15 protein-coding genes are annotated in these 16,897 nt (G+C 69.0%); 1 reads left to right on the top strand and 14 read right to left on the bottom strand.

The features are described from left to right. From FFS52_RS22550 to FFS52_RS22525, 6 genes are all read right to left on the bottom strand, one after another. Positions 1 to 952: DUF222 domain-containing protein (locus FFS52_RS22550; protein WP_137810986.1), on the bottom strand; the 952-nt coding region annotated here is incomplete at its 3' end. Between the two features lie 470 nt (positions 953 to 1,422). After that, positions 1,423 to 2,652: an ABC transporter permease gene (locus FFS52_RS22545; protein WP_137810985.1), complete on the bottom strand. Its 1,230-nt coding sequence runs from the start codon at positions 2,650 to 2,652 to the stop codon at positions 1,423 to 1,425. Further along, positions 2,649 to 3,545, bottom strand: coding sequence for an ATP-binding cassette domain-containing protein (locus tag FFS52_RS22540; RefSeq protein WP_137810984.1), 897 nt, complete (start codon positions 3,543 to 3,545; stop codon positions 2,649 to 2,651). The genes FFS52_RS22545 and FFS52_RS22540 overlap by 4 nt, the downstream gene beginning before the upstream one ends. After that, complete coding sequence (locus tag FFS52_RS22535; protein WP_068972045.1) at positions 3,542 to 4,156, bottom strand: hypothetical protein; 615 nt, start codon at positions 4,154 to 4,156, stop codon at positions 3,542 to 3,544. Before FFS52_RS22535 ends, FFS52_RS22540 begins: the two co-directional genes overlap by 4 nt. Continuing rightward, a complete protein-coding gene (locus tag FFS52_RS22530) occupies positions 4,153 to 4,476 on the bottom strand; it encodes a helix-turn-helix transcriptional regulator (RefSeq protein WP_065630775.1) in 324 nt (107 codons plus the stop codon). The genes FFS52_RS22535 and FFS52_RS22530 overlap by 4 nt, the downstream gene beginning before the upstream one ends. Positions 4,477 to 4,522: 46 nt before the next feature. After that, on the bottom strand, positions 4,523 to 5,692 hold the full coding sequence (locus FFS52_RS22525) for an NAD(P)-binding domain-containing protein (RefSeq protein WP_137810983.1): 1,170 nt from the start codon (positions 5,690 to 5,692) through the stop codon (positions 4,523 to 4,525). A 53-nt stretch (positions 5,693 to 5,745) separates the two neighbouring features. Between FFS52_RS22525 and FFS52_RS22520 the strand changes: the two genes are divergently transcribed. Beyond that, on the top strand, positions 5,746 to 6,477 hold the full coding sequence (locus FFS52_RS22520; RefSeq protein ID WP_137810982.1) for an enoyl-CoA hydratase: 732 nt from the start codon (positions 5,746 to 5,748) through the stop codon (positions 6,475 to 6,477). 14 nt (positions 6,478 to 6,491) lie between these two features. Here the strand turns inward: FFS52_RS22520 and FFS52_RS22515 are convergent, their stop codons facing one another. From FFS52_RS22515 to FFS52_RS22480, 8 genes are all read right to left on the bottom strand, one after another. Further along, complete coding sequence (locus FFS52_RS22515; protein WP_137810981.1) at positions 6,492 to 7,586, bottom strand: XdhC/CoxI family protein; 1,095 nt, start codon at positions 7,584 to 7,586, stop codon at positions 6,492 to 6,494. 58 nt (positions 7,587 to 7,644) lie between these two features. After that, a complete protein-coding gene (locus FFS52_RS22510; protein WP_137810980.1) occupies positions 7,645 to 8,460 on the bottom strand; it encodes an IclR family transcriptional regulator in 816 nt (271 codons plus the stop codon). Between the two features lie 107 nt (positions 8,461 to 8,567). Beyond that, the gene (locus FFS52_RS22505; RefSeq protein WP_137810979.1) at positions 8,568 to 11,024 is read right to left on the bottom strand and encodes an FAD-dependent oxidoreductase; all 2,457 of its coding nucleotides are present in this window, start codon (positions 11,022 to 11,024) and stop codon (positions 8,568 to 8,570) included. A gap of 41 nt (positions 11,025 to 11,065) precedes the next feature. Next, positions 11,066 to 11,914, bottom strand: coding sequence for a formyltetrahydrofolate deformylase (purU, locus tag FFS52_RS22500; protein ID WP_137810978.1), 849 nt, complete (start codon positions 11,912 to 11,914; stop codon positions 11,066 to 11,068). Between the two features lie 9 nt (positions 11,915 to 11,923). Continuing rightward, positions 11,924 to 12,523 carry a sarcosine oxidase subunit gamma family protein gene (locus FFS52_RS22495; protein ID WP_137810977.1) on the bottom strand — a complete coding sequence of 200 codons (600 nt, stop codon included), beginning with the start codon at positions 12,521 to 12,523 and terminating at the stop codon, positions 11,924 to 11,926. Next, positions 12,516 to 15,353 carry a 2Fe-2S iron-sulfur cluster-binding protein gene (locus FFS52_RS22490; RefSeq protein WP_137810976.1) on the bottom strand — a complete coding sequence of 946 codons (2,838 nt, stop codon included), beginning with the start codon at positions 15,351 to 15,353 and terminating at the stop codon, positions 12,516 to 12,518. Before FFS52_RS22490 ends, FFS52_RS22495 begins: the two co-directional genes overlap by 8 nt. After that, entirely contained in the window at positions 15,350 to 15,658 is a 309-nt protein-coding gene (locus tag FFS52_RS22485) for a sarcosine oxidase subunit delta (protein ID WP_065630783.1), read from the bottom strand. The genes FFS52_RS22490 and FFS52_RS22485 overlap by 4 nt, the downstream gene beginning before the upstream one ends. A 25-nt stretch (positions 15,659 to 15,683) precedes the next feature. Further along, the coding region (locus tag FFS52_RS22480) for a sarcosine oxidase subunit beta family protein (protein WP_137810975.1) at positions 15,684 to 16,897 on the bottom strand (1,214 nt) is incomplete at its 5' end.

Genomic DNA, 16,897 nt, shown 5'->3' with positions numbered 1-16,897 from the left:
GGGCCAGGGTGGCGTCGGGGCGGGCGGCGAGGTCACGGACGTGTTCGTCGCTGATGATGCCGTGTTCGTCGAGGAACCCCACCCCGGGTGCCCCGGCCAGGGTCGCGGCATCGGTCACCACATGGATCACGACCTCGGCGCGGACCGCGTCGAGCACACTCTGTGGATCCTGGATGTCGGCGGTGCACGGCTGTTCATCGTTGCACTGGCAGTCGAATGACGTGCGGGTCAACAGCGCGAACATCGCATCGGATCGTCGTATCCCCTGGGTGCGGGCGTCTCGCTTGCAGACGGAGTCGGCGAGGATGGCGACGGCTTTGGCCGAGATCCGCACGTTCTCCGCCGACATGACAGCGGTGAGTTCGGCGGTGCCGTCGGGCAGTTCGTGGGTCCACACCCCACGCTGATCCATCGCGTCTTTGCGGCGTTGACGTACCGCATCCGGATCGTGGCGGAAGACGAGGCGGTCGACCATGTCCCGCAGGCGGGCCCGATCCCACACACCTGTGCGGCGGCGCACCGTGTCGGCGATCTCGGCATCCAACGCGGGGGTGATCGGGTCATCGGTGGGGATCAGTTCGGTGCGGGAGATGACCAACCGGATCTGCCATTGCGACAGGACCCCGTCACGCAACGTGTCGGCGGTGTCGGGGAGCCGGTCGCGTAGTGCGATGGCCTCGTCGATGAGGGTTTCGGCGTGCCGGTGGGACACCCCGGCTTGGCGGGCGATGCGGGCGGCGCAGTCAGCGTGGCCGTCCATGACGAACCCGGACGCGCTGGTGGTGATCAGGCGGTCGGTCATCGCCGCGATCGTCTGATACTGGTGCCAGGCGAGGTAGGACTCGCCGCGCCGGGTGGCGTCGAGGCCGGCCATCAACAACACCATGTCGGTCTCGGCGGCGTGGGCAGGATCGACCCCGGCGATGTACTCGCCCGGTAGATCGGTCCACACCCGCACAACGCCCCCCGACGCCTGATTTTCATCACCCGCCCCGAGCTGGGTGATCTGATACGACCAATGTAAACCCGACCACCGACAAAACCTGGATGAGTCTTCACAGCAGATGACGCGTCGTAGACGAAATGTGCGCTGGGCGTTGCGGTATGGTGCCGTCCGGGTTGGCGGCGGCTGAGATCGTCGGGTCGCCAGGTGGTTTCGACACGGCGACTCGCCTAGCGGCTCGTTGCCGGCTCAACCAGCGGGGGTGGGCGACTCGCCTAGCGGCTCGTTGCCGGCTCAACCAGCGGAGGGCGCGGCGAAGGGTCCTGCCACGCATCGCAACAGGACCCTTCGTGACGCTCGCAAGCTCGCTCCTCAGGGATCGGAGGGTGACGCTCACAAGCTCGCTCCTCAGGGATCGGAGGGTGACGCTCGCAAGCTCGCTCATCAGGGGGCGGAGGCGGCGAGTCGTCGCTGCCGCCTCAGCGGGCGAGCTTGAGTACCTCGCCCCAGCCGATCCGCGAGCCGGTGCGCAGGATGGACCGCTGGTAGATCCGCGCGGCGATCCAGGTGGCGGCCGCGCACGCGGCGCCCATCAGGCCGAAGGTGACGATGATCTGGACGGCATCGGTGTCGCCGGTCGCGATGCGCATCGGCATGAGTGCCGCGCTGAACGGCGGTATCCAGCTGAGCACCTCGATCAGCGTCGAATCCATCGCCTGCACACCGAAGATGCCGGAGTACAGCACCGCGACCGCGAGGAATGTCAGCGGCGCGGACGACGAGTTCAGCTCCTCCTGCCGGGAGACGATGGCCCCGGTTGCCGCGTAGAGCGAGGAGAAGAACAGGAAGCCAAGTAGGAACCAGGCGATCACCGCCGCGAACATCCCGATGGCGGCGCCCGGAAGGGTGAGGATTCCGGTCGCGGTGCCCGCGATCAGCGCGGTGGCACCGAGCAGTACCACCTGCCCGAGGGCGACCACACCGATGCCGATGATCTTGCCCCACAACAGATGCAGCGGCTTGATGGTCGCCAGGAGCAGTTCCACGACGCGCGACGTCTTCTCCTCGACGACGCCGACGGCGACCATCGTGCCGCCCATCATGATCGCGGTGACGAGCAGCACCACGCCGACCATCGCGATGAGCAGGCGCTGTCCCTCGTCGGGGTTGTCCGGTTCGGTCTGCGAGACCGAGATGTCCACGGTCGGCAGGGTGGCGGCGTCGACACCGCGTTCGGCCAGTGCCGCAGAGAGATTCGCCTGCGACACCGCGGTGCGGATCGGGCCCTCCACAGCCGGTTCGAGGCTGTCCTTGGTGATGATCACATACGATCCCGGCGTCTCTCCGGGCACCAGCGCGGCCTTCACGTCGCCGCTGTTGACCCGATCTCGTGCCTGCACGACGGTGTCGGCCGGCTCGGTGGCGATGGTCGTGCCGGAGGCCTCACCGACGGAGACGATGGATTCGGTGACGGCGGCCGGCTGACCCACGACGGCGACCTTCTCGACGTCGTCGCCGCCGGAGAACAGGTTGATGATGATGGAACCGGCGACGATCACGATCATGAGCAGCGCGGTACTGACGACGAAGGACTTCGTCTTGGCGCGCGTGGTGATCTCACGGCCGGCGACGAGCCGGATCGCCTGTGCGGCAGATGCTCTCGGATCAGAACCGGTGGTGGACACCGGGGTGTCGGGTAGCGTGGTCATGCGGAAACCACCTCTCGGAACAGGTCGGTCAGGGACGGGGTCGAGGTCGCGAACCGGTGCACCGGCCCGTTCTGGAGGGCGGTCGCCAGGATCAGCTGATCGTCGGCGATCTCAGGGTCGATCAGCAGGCGGGTCGTCTCGCCGTAGTCGACGCCGCGGACACCGGGCAGGGAGTCGGCCCACGCGACATCGGCACGCGGACCGGTGATCTCGAGGGTGATGCCCTCGCGCGCACGCAGGTCGTCGACCGTGCCGAGGGCGCGCATCTCACCGCGCGCGATGATGCCGACACGGTTGCAGAGTCGCTGCACGAGGTCGAGTTGGTGCGAGGAGAAGATCACCGGGATGCCCTCGCCTGCCTTCTCTTTGAGCACATCGCTCATCACGTCGACGGCGACGGGGTCCAGGCCCGAGAACGGCTCGTCGAGCACCAGAACGCTGGGATCGTGGACCAGGGCGGCGGCGAGCTGGACCCGCTGCTGGTTGCCGAGGCTCAGGTCGGCGACGTTGTCGTCGTAGCGGGCGCCCACACCGAGGCGGTCGGTCCAGCGTTGTACGGAGTCCTGCGCCTCGGCCGCCGACATCCCGTGCAGCCGTGCGAGAAAGGTCAGCTGTTCGCCGACTTTCATCTTGGGGTACAGCCCTCGCTCCTCGGGCATGTACCCGATCCGCCGACGCAGGTCGAGGTCGATCGGCTGGGTGCCGAGGCGAACCTCTCCGGAGTCGGCGGCCAGCACGCCGAGGATGATGCGCATGGTGGTGGACTTGCCGGCACCGTTGCTGCCGACGAACCCGAAGATCTCACCGGGGTCGACGGAGAAGGTCATGTCGCGCAGCGCGATGAGGTCTCCATAGCGTTTGTGGAGCCCGTCGACGATCAGTGGTGCGGTCATTGCGCACTCTCCTCACTGGGAATGGTTGTCGTATCCGATGGCAGTGCTTCGAGATCCTCGGGGTCCGGATCCGCCATCCACCACGCGGTGAGCATGGTGGGCACGCAGATCGCGGCGAGGACGAGCGTGATGAGCAGGATGGCCGATCCGTAGACCGCCTGGCCGGACACCTGGTCGTCGAAGCTGAGGACGACCAGCACCGCGTACGGGATGAACATCAGGCTGTACAGGACGGTGAAACCGATGGAACGCGCCGAATTGCGCTGCGCCACCTGGATCTCGTCGAGAGCGGTGACCGGCGTGTCGGCGATCGACCCGGTGACGATCCGCGTCAGGTACAGGGTCGTGATGATGCCGGCGAGTCCGATCAGGAAGGGCACCAGGAAGATTCCGGTGTCGAAGAACGCGAGAATCGAGCTGAGGATCAGCAGGATGGCGAAGAACGCCTGCACGAGCACGAGCCGTCGATAGGTTCGCCGGGTGCGCCACGAGGTGAGGCGGTGGGCGTTCTTGTCGTTGAACTCCTGGTGCCGGCGGCCCCGCCACTCCTCGTAGCGGCGCCAGAGGGCGGGTGTGGCTCCCTCGGGGATGGCCGAATTGGGGTCGTTCATCGTTCACCTCCGGACTCGTCGGTGTGGGTGGCTGGATGCAGGTCTTGACGTGGCGACGATTCGCGCCGGTACAGCGCCGACGACATCGCCCCGAATTCGTGCCGGCTGAACACCGCCTCCACCGGTAGGTCGAAGACGTCGCAGATGCGGAACGCCAGGTCGAGGCTGGGGTAGTTGTCGCCGCGCTCGAGTGCGCCCACCGACTGGACGTTGATGCCGACGACTGCGGCGAGTTCGGCCCGCGACATCCGACGCTCCGCCCGCAGCACGCCGATGCGGTTGTAGATGGGGAGCTTTTCCCCACGGCGTATTGGACTCACCTGACTCAGTGTTGTGAAAACACAACAACTTGTCAAGTGGTGGCAACTACGCCGTGTTCCCAGAAGAGCGTGAGGGCACCCCGAGCAGCTCGGCCGCGACCCGTGCCGCCTCCCGCCCGGCGCGATTGGCCCCGATCGTCGAGGCCGACGGGCCGTAGCCGAGCAGTTGGATCCGGGGATCGGCGTCGACGACCGTCGCGAGGCGGCCGGACATCGTGATGCCGCCCCCCGGCGCGCGCAGGCGTAACGGGGCGAGATGGTCGATGGCGCTGCGAAAACCGGTGTTCCAGAAGATGACGTCGACATCCAGGTGCTCCGGGACCTCCGGGTGATCGGGGGAGTCGCCGGATGGTCCGTCGCAGTCCCAGCACACCCCGGTCTCGGTGATGCGGGTGAACATCGGACGCCACGCGAGGATTCCGTCGCGCTGCGCGGCCGCGATCGCGGGGGTGAGTGCCAGCCCGGTCACCGACACCACCGAGGTGGGCGGGAGCCCGGCGCGCACCCGCCGTTCGACGCGGGCGACGGCCTCGCGCCCCTGCTCGGGGGTGAACGGTTCCGGGTTGAAGACGGGCTCGCGCCGGGAACACCAGAACGTCTCGCTGCCGGGCGCCTCCCGGGCGATCTCGATCAGCAATTGGACGGCGGAGATGCCCGCGCCGACGACCAGGACCCGCTTGCCCTCGAACTCCGCGGGCGATGTGTAGTCGTGCGTGTGCAGCTGCCGGCCGCGGAAATCGGCGGCTCCAGGGATATGTGGGATGAACGGACGGTCCCAGGTGCCGGTGGCGTTGACGATGAGTTTCGAGGTGACCGACCCGCCGTCGCCCAGCTCGGCGCGGAAACCGTCGTCCTCGCGGCGTACGGCGCGCACGTGCACGGGTCGATGCACGGTCAGGCCGAACTTCTCCTCGTACCGCCCGAAGTACTCGGGGACGGCGGTGGCCGCCGGGAGCTCGTCACAGTCCAGGCCGAGAGCCTCGACGAGGCCCCACCCCGGCAGGTCGTGGACGCGGTTGGCGGTGGCGAGGGTGAGCGTCGGCCACCGGAACTGCCAGGCCCCGCCGGGCCCGGGGGCGTGGTCGAGCATCTGGTAGCGAGCGCCGAGGCCGAACCGCTCGAGAAAATAGGCCGCCGACAGTGCGGCCTGTCCGCCGCCGATGATCAACACATCCGAGTGCGGTGCGGGCGCTGCGCCGGCCGGGGAGATCTGCACGTCCCCACCTTGTCACGACGTGTCGAATGGGTGCGGTGGGTAGGTTGGGGCCCATGATTCACTCCACCACCGACGGGGCGGTCGTCACGATCGAGCTGGACCGGGCCGACAAGCGCAACGCCCTGAACGACGAGATGCTCGCGGGCCTGTCCGATGCGTTCGACGCCGCACTCGGGTCCGGCGCACGCGCCATCGTGGTGACCGGGCGGGGGCCGGTGTTCAGTGCCGGCGCCGACCTGTCCGGTCCCGTGTACGAGAAGGGCTTTCTCGACACCCTCGTCGGGACACTGAAGAAGATCGAGTCATCCCCGGTGCCCGTGCTCGCGGCGCTGAACGGCTCCGCGATCGGCGCAGGATTGCAGCTGGCGATGGCCGCCGACCTCCGGGTGATGGCACCGGATGCGATCGCGGGCATACCGGCGGCGAAACTCGGTGTCGCCGTTGACGAATGGACCATCCGACGCCTGGTGTCGCTGGTGGGGGCGGGGCAGGCCCGGGGGATGCTGATCGGGTGCGATCCGCTGACCGCCGACCGTGCGCACGCACTCGGGTTCGCCAACCGCATCGGCGACCTCGCCGACGCGCAGCACTGGGCGGAGACGATCGCCGGCCTCGCCCCGTTGACGCTGCAGCATTACAAGCTCGTCCTGAACGGCGACGGTGCGCGCGACGCCGCGCCCGAGGATCGGGCGGCGGCGATGATGCGTGCGTGGGAGAGCGACGACCTGCGGGAGGGCCGCGCGGCCCGGGCTGAGAAGCGTCCGCCGCGGTTCACCGGGTCCTGACCCGGAGGCCGACGCTACCGGCGGTGGATCGGTCCGTCGCCGGCGTGCAGCGGTGCGCCGGTGGCGCCGTGCCGCTCGGCGATGAGTTGCGCCGCGATGGCGACTGCGACCTCGCCCGGGGTGTGCCCGCCGAGATCGAGGCCCAGGGGTGAGCGCAGCCGGTCGAGTTGGATGTCGTCGACGCCCGCCTCGCGGAGGCGTTGGTCGCGATCGGCGACCGTCCGCCGCGACCCGAGTGCACCGACGAAGCCGAGTTGCCGGCAGCCGAGTGCCACCTGCAGGGTCGGTACGTCGAATTTCGGGTCGTGCGTCATCACGCAGACCGCCGTCGACGGACCCACCCGGCCGTCCCGGATCTGTTCCGCCAGAAAGCGATCCGGCCAGGATACGACGACCTCGTCGGCGTCGGGGAAGCGTTCGGGGGTGGCGAACACCGGTCGTGCGTCGACGACCGTCACCCGCATGCCGAGACCGGCCCCAACAGAACTGAGTGCACGCACGAAGTCGTTGGCGCCGACCAGGATCAACCGGGCCGGCGGCCCGAAGGTCTGCACGAAGGTCCGGGGACGTTCGTCGGACGGGGCATCGCAGTCGTCGACGCCGATGAGGCCGGTCCGGCCGGTGGCGAGGAGATCGGCGACGTCGCGGTCGAGGCGGCGCCACGGCTGCTGTGAGGCGGCGGTGGCGAAGTACCAGTCGGTCTCGTCGGTGAGGGTCGTGGCCCACGAGACGGGTTCGCCGGCGTCGATCGCCGCCGCGAGTCGGTCGAGCTGGCCGCGCCGACCGCTGCTCGGTGCGACACGTTCGACGAGAACTTCGATGTGCCCGCCGCAGGTCAGACCCGGCGCGGGACTGTCGGGATCGTCGACGCCGTACTGTTCGACGATCGCGACCCCGTCGGCGAGGACGTCGCGGGCGGTGTGCACGAGAGCGGATTCGACGCAGCCACCGGAGACCGAACCGATCACGGTGTCGTCCTCGGTCACGATCATGGCCGCGCCGAGCTCGCGGGGTGCCGATCCCGACGCGCCGACGACCCGGCAGAGTGCGACCGGACGCGCGTCGTCGCCGTCGAGGAGTTCGGTCAGGGACCGCAGGACGTCGCGCATGTACTCCAGTGGACCAGATCTCCCCGACTGCGGCCACGTGGGCGGCGGCCGGCCGACGTCACGACTTCTCGATGATCCCGGGGACGCTGGCCGAACCCGCCGCACGGTAGCCGAACATGCGGCTGAGATCGGCGGCCGCAGAGACGACGGTCGCGGTCAGCTCCTCCGTGTCGTCCGGGTCGAGCCGATAGCGCGGGCCGGAGACGCTCAGGGCCCACACGATGGTGCCCGTGTGATCGCGTACCGGTGCGGCAATCGCCACCAGGCCGACCTCGAGTTCCTCCACCGCCATCGCCCAACCCCGGCGCTCGACCTCGCGCAGGTCGGCGACGAGGTCGTCGATGTCGACGACCGTGTGGTCGGTGAACCTGGTCAACCCGCCCGCGAAGGTCTCGCGCACCTCGTCTTCGGACAGACCTGCGAGCAGGACCTTCCCCGAGGACGTCGCGTGAGCGGGGGAGGCCTGGCCCACCCAGGTGCGGAGGGCGACCGCGGACGGCCCTTTGGCCTCGACGACGTTGATGGCCTGCGACTCGGCGAGGACGGCGAGATTGGTGGTCTCACCGGTCTGCGCGGCCAGCGCGTCACAGGTGTCCTGCCCACATCTGGTCATGTCGAGGGTTGCCATCGTCGACCCGGCGAGGCGGACCACCGTGAGGCCGATCCGGTACTTGCGACCGTCCGGTACCTGCTCGACGAAACCGCGTGCCTCGAGTGACGAGACGATTCGGGAGACGGTGGATTTGTGGACGCCGAGCTCGACGGCGAGTTCGGTGATGCCGGCCGACCCGGCGGACCCGATGAGCTCCAACACCTGCAGTGCCCGATCGACCGCGCCCCCCGGACGTTCGGTCTCCGCACTCTGCTCAGTCATCGCAGCGCCCAGGGTACCGGTCGGGGCGGGTGGGACCGGAACCGCGTCGCGAACCGCGGCAAGCCGTCCCGGGCGGGTCACGGGCGTCGGTGGGTACCCGGAACCGCTCATCTCCGGATCCGGGTCATCTGAGGATCGACCACCGGGTCGGCGATGACGACGGCCGTGTGATGGGTGGTCTGGTAGGCGACGTCGACCGAGGTGTCGTCGGGGAGGTCGGCGGGCAACCAGGCGTAGGCCAGGCACGCGCCGACCGTCGCCGACCACCCGGCGCTGGTGACGTAGCCGACGACCCGGCCGCCCATCGATACCGGCTCCTTGCCCAGGACGACCGCCGCCGGATCGGTGAAACGCAGGGTGCGCAGCGTGTTCGGCGCATCACGCTCGGCCAGGGCGGCGCGGCCGAGGAAGTCGTCCGCGGTCTTGCGGATGGCGAAACCGAGCCCGGCAGCAGCGGGCGTGTGCTCGGTGGTCATGTCGGAACCGGCCGCCCGGTAACCCTTCTCGATCCGCAGGCTGTTGAAGGCGATCCGGCCGGCCGCGATGATGCCGTGGGGATCGCCCGCCGCTGCCACCGCGTCCCACAGCGCCGGTCCGTCGGCCGCGGAAGTGTAGATCTCCCAACCGAGTTCGCCCACGTACGAGACACGCATCAGGGTCACCGGGATTCGGGCGACGGTGGTGGTGAGCGCACGGAAGTAGCGGAGGCCGTCGTTGGTGAGGTCGGCCGGCGTGAGCGGTGCCAGCACGTCGCGCGCCAGCGGGCCCCAGAGACCGAGACAGCAGGTGGCCGTGGTGATGTCGCGCAGGACGACCGAGCCGTCCGCCGGGAGGTGCCGGCTGATCCAGTCGAAGTCCAGCGGACCGTTGGCGCCCACCTGGAACACGTCGTCGGCGAGCCGGGCGACGGTCAGATCCGAACGGATGCCGCCCTTCTCGTCGAGCATCAGCGTGTAGGTCACCGAGCCGACGGACTTGTCCATCTTGTTGGTGGTGAGGTGTTGGAGAAGGGCGAGCGCACCCGGACCCGACAGCTCGAACCGGGTCAGCGGGGTCATGTCGTACATCGCGACGTGGCTGCGGGTGTGCGCCGCCTCGGCGACGGAGACAGGCGACCAGTGCCGGGCCGACCAGCTGTCGCGCTCCGGTATGACGAGCCCGTCGGCGAGCTTCTGATCAAGCAGCGGACGGTTGGCCTCGTACCAGGCGGGTCGTTCCCAGAGTCCGCTCTCCCAGAACTCGGCGCCGAGTGCGGCCTCGCGGTCGTGGAACGGGCTGAGACGCACGTTGCGCGGGGCCCTGCGCTGATCGTGCGGGTGGATGATGTCGTAGACCTCCACGAAGGCCTGCGAACTCGTGGTGAGGATGAAGTCGTCGGTGAGTGCGTCGTCTTCGAAGCGGTACAGGTCGGTCTCGTGGACGTCGATACCGGGGGTGCCGTCGATCATCCACTCCGCCATCGTCTTCGCGACGCCCGCCGAGTGGGTGACCCACACGGCCTCGGCGACCCAGAAACCGGCCAGGTCGCGATGTTCGCCCATGACCGAATGGCCGTCGGCGGTGAACGAGAAGATCCCGTTGAAGCCCTCCTCGACCTTGCCGTTGCCGAGTTCGGGTAGCAGGGCCACCGAGTGCTGCCACGCGTCGTCGAAGTCCTCCGGGGTGAACATGAGCTTGGAGGGCATGTCCGCCAGTGTGATCGCAGTGTCGTGGTCCAGGTCGCCCACGTCCGAGGGCATCGGCCGGTGACCGTAATAGCCGATGCCGATCCGGTCGCCGTGTTCGCGGTAGTACAGGTCGCGGTCCTGGTGGCGCAGGATCGGGAGCGTCGCCTCGGCCAGGGCGGAATTGACGCCGCGGCGGGAGTCGACCGGCGTGGTGATCGCGTACTGATGTGCCATCGGGACCAGGGGGATGGTCAGTCCCACCCGGCGGCCGAACTCGCGGCCCCAGAAACCGGTGCAGCACACCACGATGTCGGCGTCGACGACTCCGGTCGTGGTGCGGACCCCACGCACCTCACCGTTGGCCTCGACCACGTCGACCACCTCCTGTCCGCCACGGAACTCGGCGCCGCGCGCCATCGCGCGGCGGGCCTGGGCCTCGACCGCGCGCAACGCTTTCGCGAGGCCGTCGTTCGGCGTGTGCAGCCCGCCGAGGACAGCATCGCGTTCGAGGAGCGGATGCATCGCAGCGCATTCCGCGGGGTCGACGAGTCGGTGTTCGACGCCACGAGCGGCCGCCCACCCGGCCTTGCGATGCAGGTCCTCCCACCGTTCCGGGGTGGTGGCCAGTTCCAGTCCGCCCACCGGGTTGAAGCACCAGCCGTCGGGATGAGCGAGCGCGGAGAACTTCTCGATCGTGTAGGAGGCGAGCGCGGTCATCGTCTTGGACGGATTCGTCGCGAAGACGAGGCCCGGCGCGTGCGAGGTCGACCCGCCGGTGGCGAAGAGCGGGCCGCGGTCGAGGACGTTGACGTCGGTCCAACCGCGCTGGGTGAGCTCGTCGGCGAGTGAGGTACCGACGATGCCGGCGCCGACGATCACGACTTTCGGTGCAGCCATGGGGAACAATCCTTTTCGGGCAGGTGTGGGTCAGGGCTTGGTCAGGTGAAGACCACGGTGCTGGTCCCGTTCATCAGCACCCGGTACTCGCTGTGCCACCGCACGGCGCGCGACAGGGCCAGCGCCTCGGCGTCGCTGCCGACAGTGGCGAGTCGGCGCGGATCGTGGGTGTGGTCGATGCGGATGACCTCCTGCTCGATGATCGGGCCCTCGTCGAGGTCGGGGGTCACGTAGTGCGCGGTCGCGCCGACGTACTTGACTCCGCGCTGATGTGCCTGGTGATACGGCTTGGCGCCCTTGAAGCCCGGCAGGAACGAGTGGTGGATGTTGATGGCCCGGCCGCGCAGTGCCGAACAGGTCTCGTCGGAGATGATCTGCATGTACCGGGCGAGGACGACCAGATCGACGTCGTAGGACGACACCAGGTCGAGCATCGCGTTCTCGGCCGCCGGCTTGGTCTCCGGGGAGACCGGTAGATGGTGAAACGGAAGGCCGGCCGATTCGGTCATCGGGGCCAGATCGGTGTGGTTGGAGGCGACGGCGACCAGCTCACCGCCGAGGGTGCCCGAACGCCAGCGGAAGATCAGGTCGTTGAGGCAGTGCCCCAGTCGAGAGACCATCACCAGGATCCGCTGCGGTGTCTGGTCGTTGATCGAGTATTCGGCGCCCAGACCGGTGGCGAGATGATCGAAAGCCGCCGACAGCTGCTGTGAGCCGGACTCGTGGGCGGACGCGAATTCGGTACGTACGAAGAGGGTGTGGGTCATCGGGTCGTCGTACTGCTGATGGTCGAGCACCTCGCAACCGTGGCTGTAGAGGAACGAGCTGATCGCGTGCGTGACGCCGCTGCGCGACGGGCATCGCAGGGTGAGGGTGAATCGATGAGACATGGGGTTCCTCTACGGCAGCGGGGAAGGAGCGGGCACGATGGCGTACTCGGTGGCGGCGTCGACGAGCCACGCGGCGAGGTAGTCGGCGTAGGAGTTGCGGACGAGGAGGGCGAATCCGTCGGGAGCGCGATGCACGATCACCGCGGCCTGGGCCAGCAGTGTCTGGGCCACGTCGTCGGGCCCGAAGCTCCTCGGCGACAGATCGATCGCGCAACCGTGGGCGAGGATCGTCTCGGCGTGCGGGCCGCCGACGACGAGGCGGGTGCGCTGGCCGGAGGCATCGGCGACATACGCGCCGCCCTGCGCACGGTCGGCCATCGCCGCGGCGAACTCGTGCGGTGCGATGCCGGCCGCGTAGGCGAGATACTCGTCGGGACCCAGCCAGACGACCGTGGTGTCCCCGTCGCGCGTCATCCGGCAGGCGCCGGGCAGGTCGAGCTGCTCCGCCGCGGCGGGTTCGGTCGGTCGGATCACCGTCTGTGCCACCGGGGTCGGGCGCAGCAGTACGGCCGGGGCCAGTTCGGCGAACCTCGCCGACCAGTGCTGCAACGGCGAAACCGGTTCGAGGGCGCCGTTGTCCGGCAGAGAATGCACGGTGGTGTCAGCCATCGCGTCGGGCTCCTTCCGCGTCGACGAAAACGGTTGTGGTGATCTCGACTTCGCACAGCGTGTCGCCGATGGGGACATCGAGCCGGCTGCCGATGAGGTCGCGACCGCCCTTCACCAGCGCAAGGGCGAACGGGCGGTCCAGCTCGGCGCTGCGGTAACTCGACGTCACGTGCCCGAGCATCGGCACCGGCGGCGGTGGCAGGGTGCGGTCGACGCGGTGGGAGATGATCTGCGAACCCTCGGGGAGCCGGGTGCTGCCGTCGACCGGCAGCAGTCCGACGAGGTGCTTGCGGTCGGGCGCCGTCGCGGATTCACGCGCGAATGATCGCTTGCCGATGAAGTCCGGCTTCTTCTTCGAGACCGCCCAGCTCATCCCGAGGTCGTGGGGCGTGACGGTGCCGTCGGTGTCCTGGCCGATGATGGGATAGCCCTTCTCGGCGCGCAGGACGTGCATCGTCTCGGTCCCGTAGGGGGTGATGGCGTGCGGTTCACCGGCGTCGATGAGTGCCTGCCACACCGCTTGGGCATAACCGGCCCCGACGTTCACCTCGTAGGCGAGTTCCCCGGAGAAGCTGATCCGCCCGATCCGCACGGGCACGCCGCGAAAGGTGGTGTCCCGCCACGTCATGAACCCGAACGCATCGTTCGAGACGTCCAGATCGGGGAACACGGTGCCCACCACGTCGCGCGAGCGTGGGCCGACCACCGGGAACGTGGCCACCTGGTCGGTCAGCGAGGTCATCCACACCCGGAGGTCCGGCCACTCGGTCTGATGCCATTCCTCCATCCAGTCGAGGACGGCCGCGGCGTTGCCGGTCGTGGTGTACACGGTGTAGCGGTCGTCGGCGATCCGCATCACGGTGCCGTCGTCGAACACCATGCCGTCCGCGCCGCACATGACGCCGTAGCGGACCTTGCCGACTGCGAGGGTGCTCATCATGTTGGTGTAGAGCAGGTCGAGGAAGGCCGGGGCGTCGGGCCCGGCGACATCGATCACGCCGAGGGTCGAGCCGTCGAGGATGCCCACTCCCGTTCGTACGGAGGCACATTCGCGGAGGACCGCGTCGTGCATGTCGTCGCCGCCACGAGGGTAGTACCGCGGCCGTTTCCACTGGCCGACGTCTTCGAAGACGGCGCCGCGCTCGACGTGCCAGTCGTGGATCGGGGTCCGCCGCACCGGGTCGTACCGTTGGCCGCGATCACGTCCGGCGAGCGCGGCGAAGGTCACCGGGGTGTAGGGAGGACGGAAGGTGGTGGTGCCGGCGTCGTTCACGGCGATGCCGAGCATCTCCGCGACGATGCCGGAGGTGACGATGCCCGAGGTCTTGCCCTGGTCGTGCCCGGTGCCGATGGTGGTGTAGCGCTTGACGTGTTCCACCGATCGCATCCCGGCACCCAGCGCCCGGGCGATGTCGGCGACGGTCGCGTCGCGCTGGAGGTCGACGAACGAGCGGGTGTCGTCGTCGGGACTGCCGGGCACGTACCAGCAGACGGCCGGCGCGGCCGGAATCCGCTCGGTGACGCGCGGGATGGCGCGCAACTCCGGTGGCGCCATACCGAGTCCGGCGAGGGTCGCCACCGCACCGCGTCGACCGTCGGCCAGGCAGTCACCCAGTGTGGTCGAACCCGCTGCGGCACCGACGATCTCGGTCTCTGACACGGTTCCCGTGGGCAGGAAGGTCGCGGCTCGGTCGTCGAAGGCGATGGTTCCGCGCAGTTGACTCCAGAGGTGTACCGCCGGATTCCAACCGCCACTGACCAGGACGGTGTCGCAGACCAGGGACGAGCCGTCGCTGAGGTCGATCCCGGTGACCGCATCGGTGCCGTGCGCTCGGATCACGGTCGTACCCGCGAGGATCGGGATGCCGCGCCGGCGGGCCTTCTCGCCCAGGTCCGCGCTGACGGCCGGGCGGACGTCGACGACGGCGGGAACCGAGACCCCGGCATCGACGAGCGCGAAGGCCGCGGTGTAGGCGGAATCGCATGCGGTGAAGACCACGGCCGTCCGGCCGACCCGGACGCCGTAGCGGCTGAGGTAGTCACCGCCGGCGCCGGCCAGCATGACCCCGGGCACGTCGTTGCCGGCGAAGACGATCGGTCGCTCGTGGGCGCCGGTGGCGAGAACGAGACGACGAGCCCGGATACGGTGCACCCGTTGCCGGGAGAGGTGTGCGGGGGCGTCGCTGCCGAGGTGGTCGGTGCGGTGCTGGACGGCCAGGACGAAACCGTCGTCGTAGGCACCGAACGCAGTCGTACGGGTCAGGCGCCTGACGTGCGGGTGCGAATCGAGTTCGGCGACGGCTTCGGCCACCCAGCCGACGCCGGGAGTACGGCCACCGGGTTCGCTGCGCTCGTCGACCAGGAGAACGTGGGCTCCGCCACGGGCGCAATTGAGGGCCGCCATCAGGCCCGCGGCGCCCGCACCGACGACGAGCACGTCCGGATGGTGGTGCAGCGAGTCGTATCGGGCGTCGTCGACGGTGCTGCTCAGCTTTCCCCAGCCCGGTACCCCGTGGGCGACGAGGCCGGGACACAGGGCGACGGTGGTGGCCGGCACCATCGGTTCCACGAACGGGGCGTCGATGCCGACCTGCGCGGTGGCGTCCTCGGCCCAGGCTCCGGTGACGCCGCGCGGGCGCCCGAGGTTGACGCTGGTGGTGACCACCCGCACCCCGTTGGCGAGCAGGGCCGACGCGAGGGTGTCGCCCGCGTAGCCGCGGTAGGTGACCCCGTCGAACACGAAGTCGATCGGCGTGCTCCGGTCGATGCGTCCACCGGCTCCGGTCCGGAACGGCTGAGCGGGAGTGGATTTCGGGTCGGTGGTGCTCATCGGGCTGCTCCGGATGCGGGTTCGGTGGGGGATGCGGTGGCGGGCGACCGCGAGGGCACCGTCTCGCCGGTGAAGGCGTGCGTGCGTGTGTCGCGCTCGACGGTGAACCACTGGCGGCACCCGGTGGTGTGGCACCACCGTTCGGTCATCGCCCCCTTGGGATTGGGCCGGAAGAACAAGTAGTGTGCCCACGCGGTGTCGTCGAGGTCGGCGGGTCGCTCGGGATAGGCGACACCGGCCGCGGCACCGTAGTGGAACTCGGTTTCCTCACGGGGCCCGCAGTGCGGGCAGCGGATCATCTGCATCGTGGTGTCCTCGGCGGTGGCTGGTTCAGTGGGCGACGGCGGCCGCGCCGTGCTCGTCGATGAGGCGGCCGGTGACGAACCGGTCGAGGGTGAACGGTGCGTTGACGGCGTGCGGGCTGCCGGTGGCGATCGTGTGCGCCAGCGCCCAACCGACGCCCGGGGTCGCCTTGAATCCGCCGGTGCCCCAACCACAGTTGAGGTAGAGGTTCTCGTACGGGGTGGCACCGACGATGGGTGAGGCGTCGGGGGTGACGTCGACGATCCCGCCCCATGTCCGCAGGAGGCGGGCCCGCCCGAACACCGGGAACAGCTCCACCGCGGCAGCCATCTGACGCTCGATGATGTGGAAGGCGCCGCGCTGCCCGTATCCGTTGTAGGAGTCGACCCCGGCGCCCATCACCAGCTCACCCTTGTGGGCCTGGGACACGTAGACATGCACCGCGTTCGACATCACCACGGTCGGGTGGATGGGCTCGAGGAGTTCGGACACCAGGGCCTGCAGCGGATGACTCTGGATCGGAACCCGGAAACCGAGCTGGTCGGTGAGCGTCGAGGTGTGTCCGGCGGCGCACAGCGCGACGGTGCCCGCAGCGATGCGGCCGCGGGTGGTCTCGACGCCGACCACCCGGTCGCCGTCGGTGACGAACCCGGTGACCTCGCAGTTCTGGATGATGTCGACGCCCGCATCGCTGGCGCTGCGAGCGAAACCCCAGGCGACGTAGTCGTGTTTGGCGATGCCGCCACGGGGTTGAAAGGTCGCGCCCAGCACCGGATAACGGATGTCGGAGGAGGTGTTGACGATCGGGCACACCTCCGCGACCTGCTTGGGATCCAGCCATTCGGCATCGATGCCGTTCAGCCGATTGGCCTCCACCCGCCGGATGCTGTCGCGCACATCCTGTTCGGTGTGGGCGAGGTTGAGTACGCCGCGCTGACTGAAGAGGATGGGGTATCCGAGCTCGTCCTCGAGACCCTCCCACAGCTTCAGCGAGTGCTCGTAGATCCCGGCGCTCTCGTCCCAGAGATAGTTGGATCGGATCAGGGTGGTGTTGCGCGCCATGTTGCCGCCGGCCAGCCAACCTCGTTCCAGGACGGCGACATCGGTGATGCCGTGGACGCGGGCGAGGTAGTGGGCCGTGGCGAGACCGTGGCCGCCGCCTCCCACGATGACGACATCGTAGGAGGACTTGGGTTCGGGTGCGCGCCAAAGGAACTCGGGGTGGTGGGGGAGGTGGGCGC

The sequence above is a fragment of the Gordonia sp. ALPHA1B1 genome (assembly GCF_005502615.1).
GTDB lineage: Bacteria > Actinomycetota > Actinomycetes > Mycobacteriales > Mycobacteriaceae > Gordonia > Gordonia hongkongensis.
Note: the sequence above shows the minus strand (reverse complement) of the source record. Positions and strands in the feature narration are given on the sequence as shown.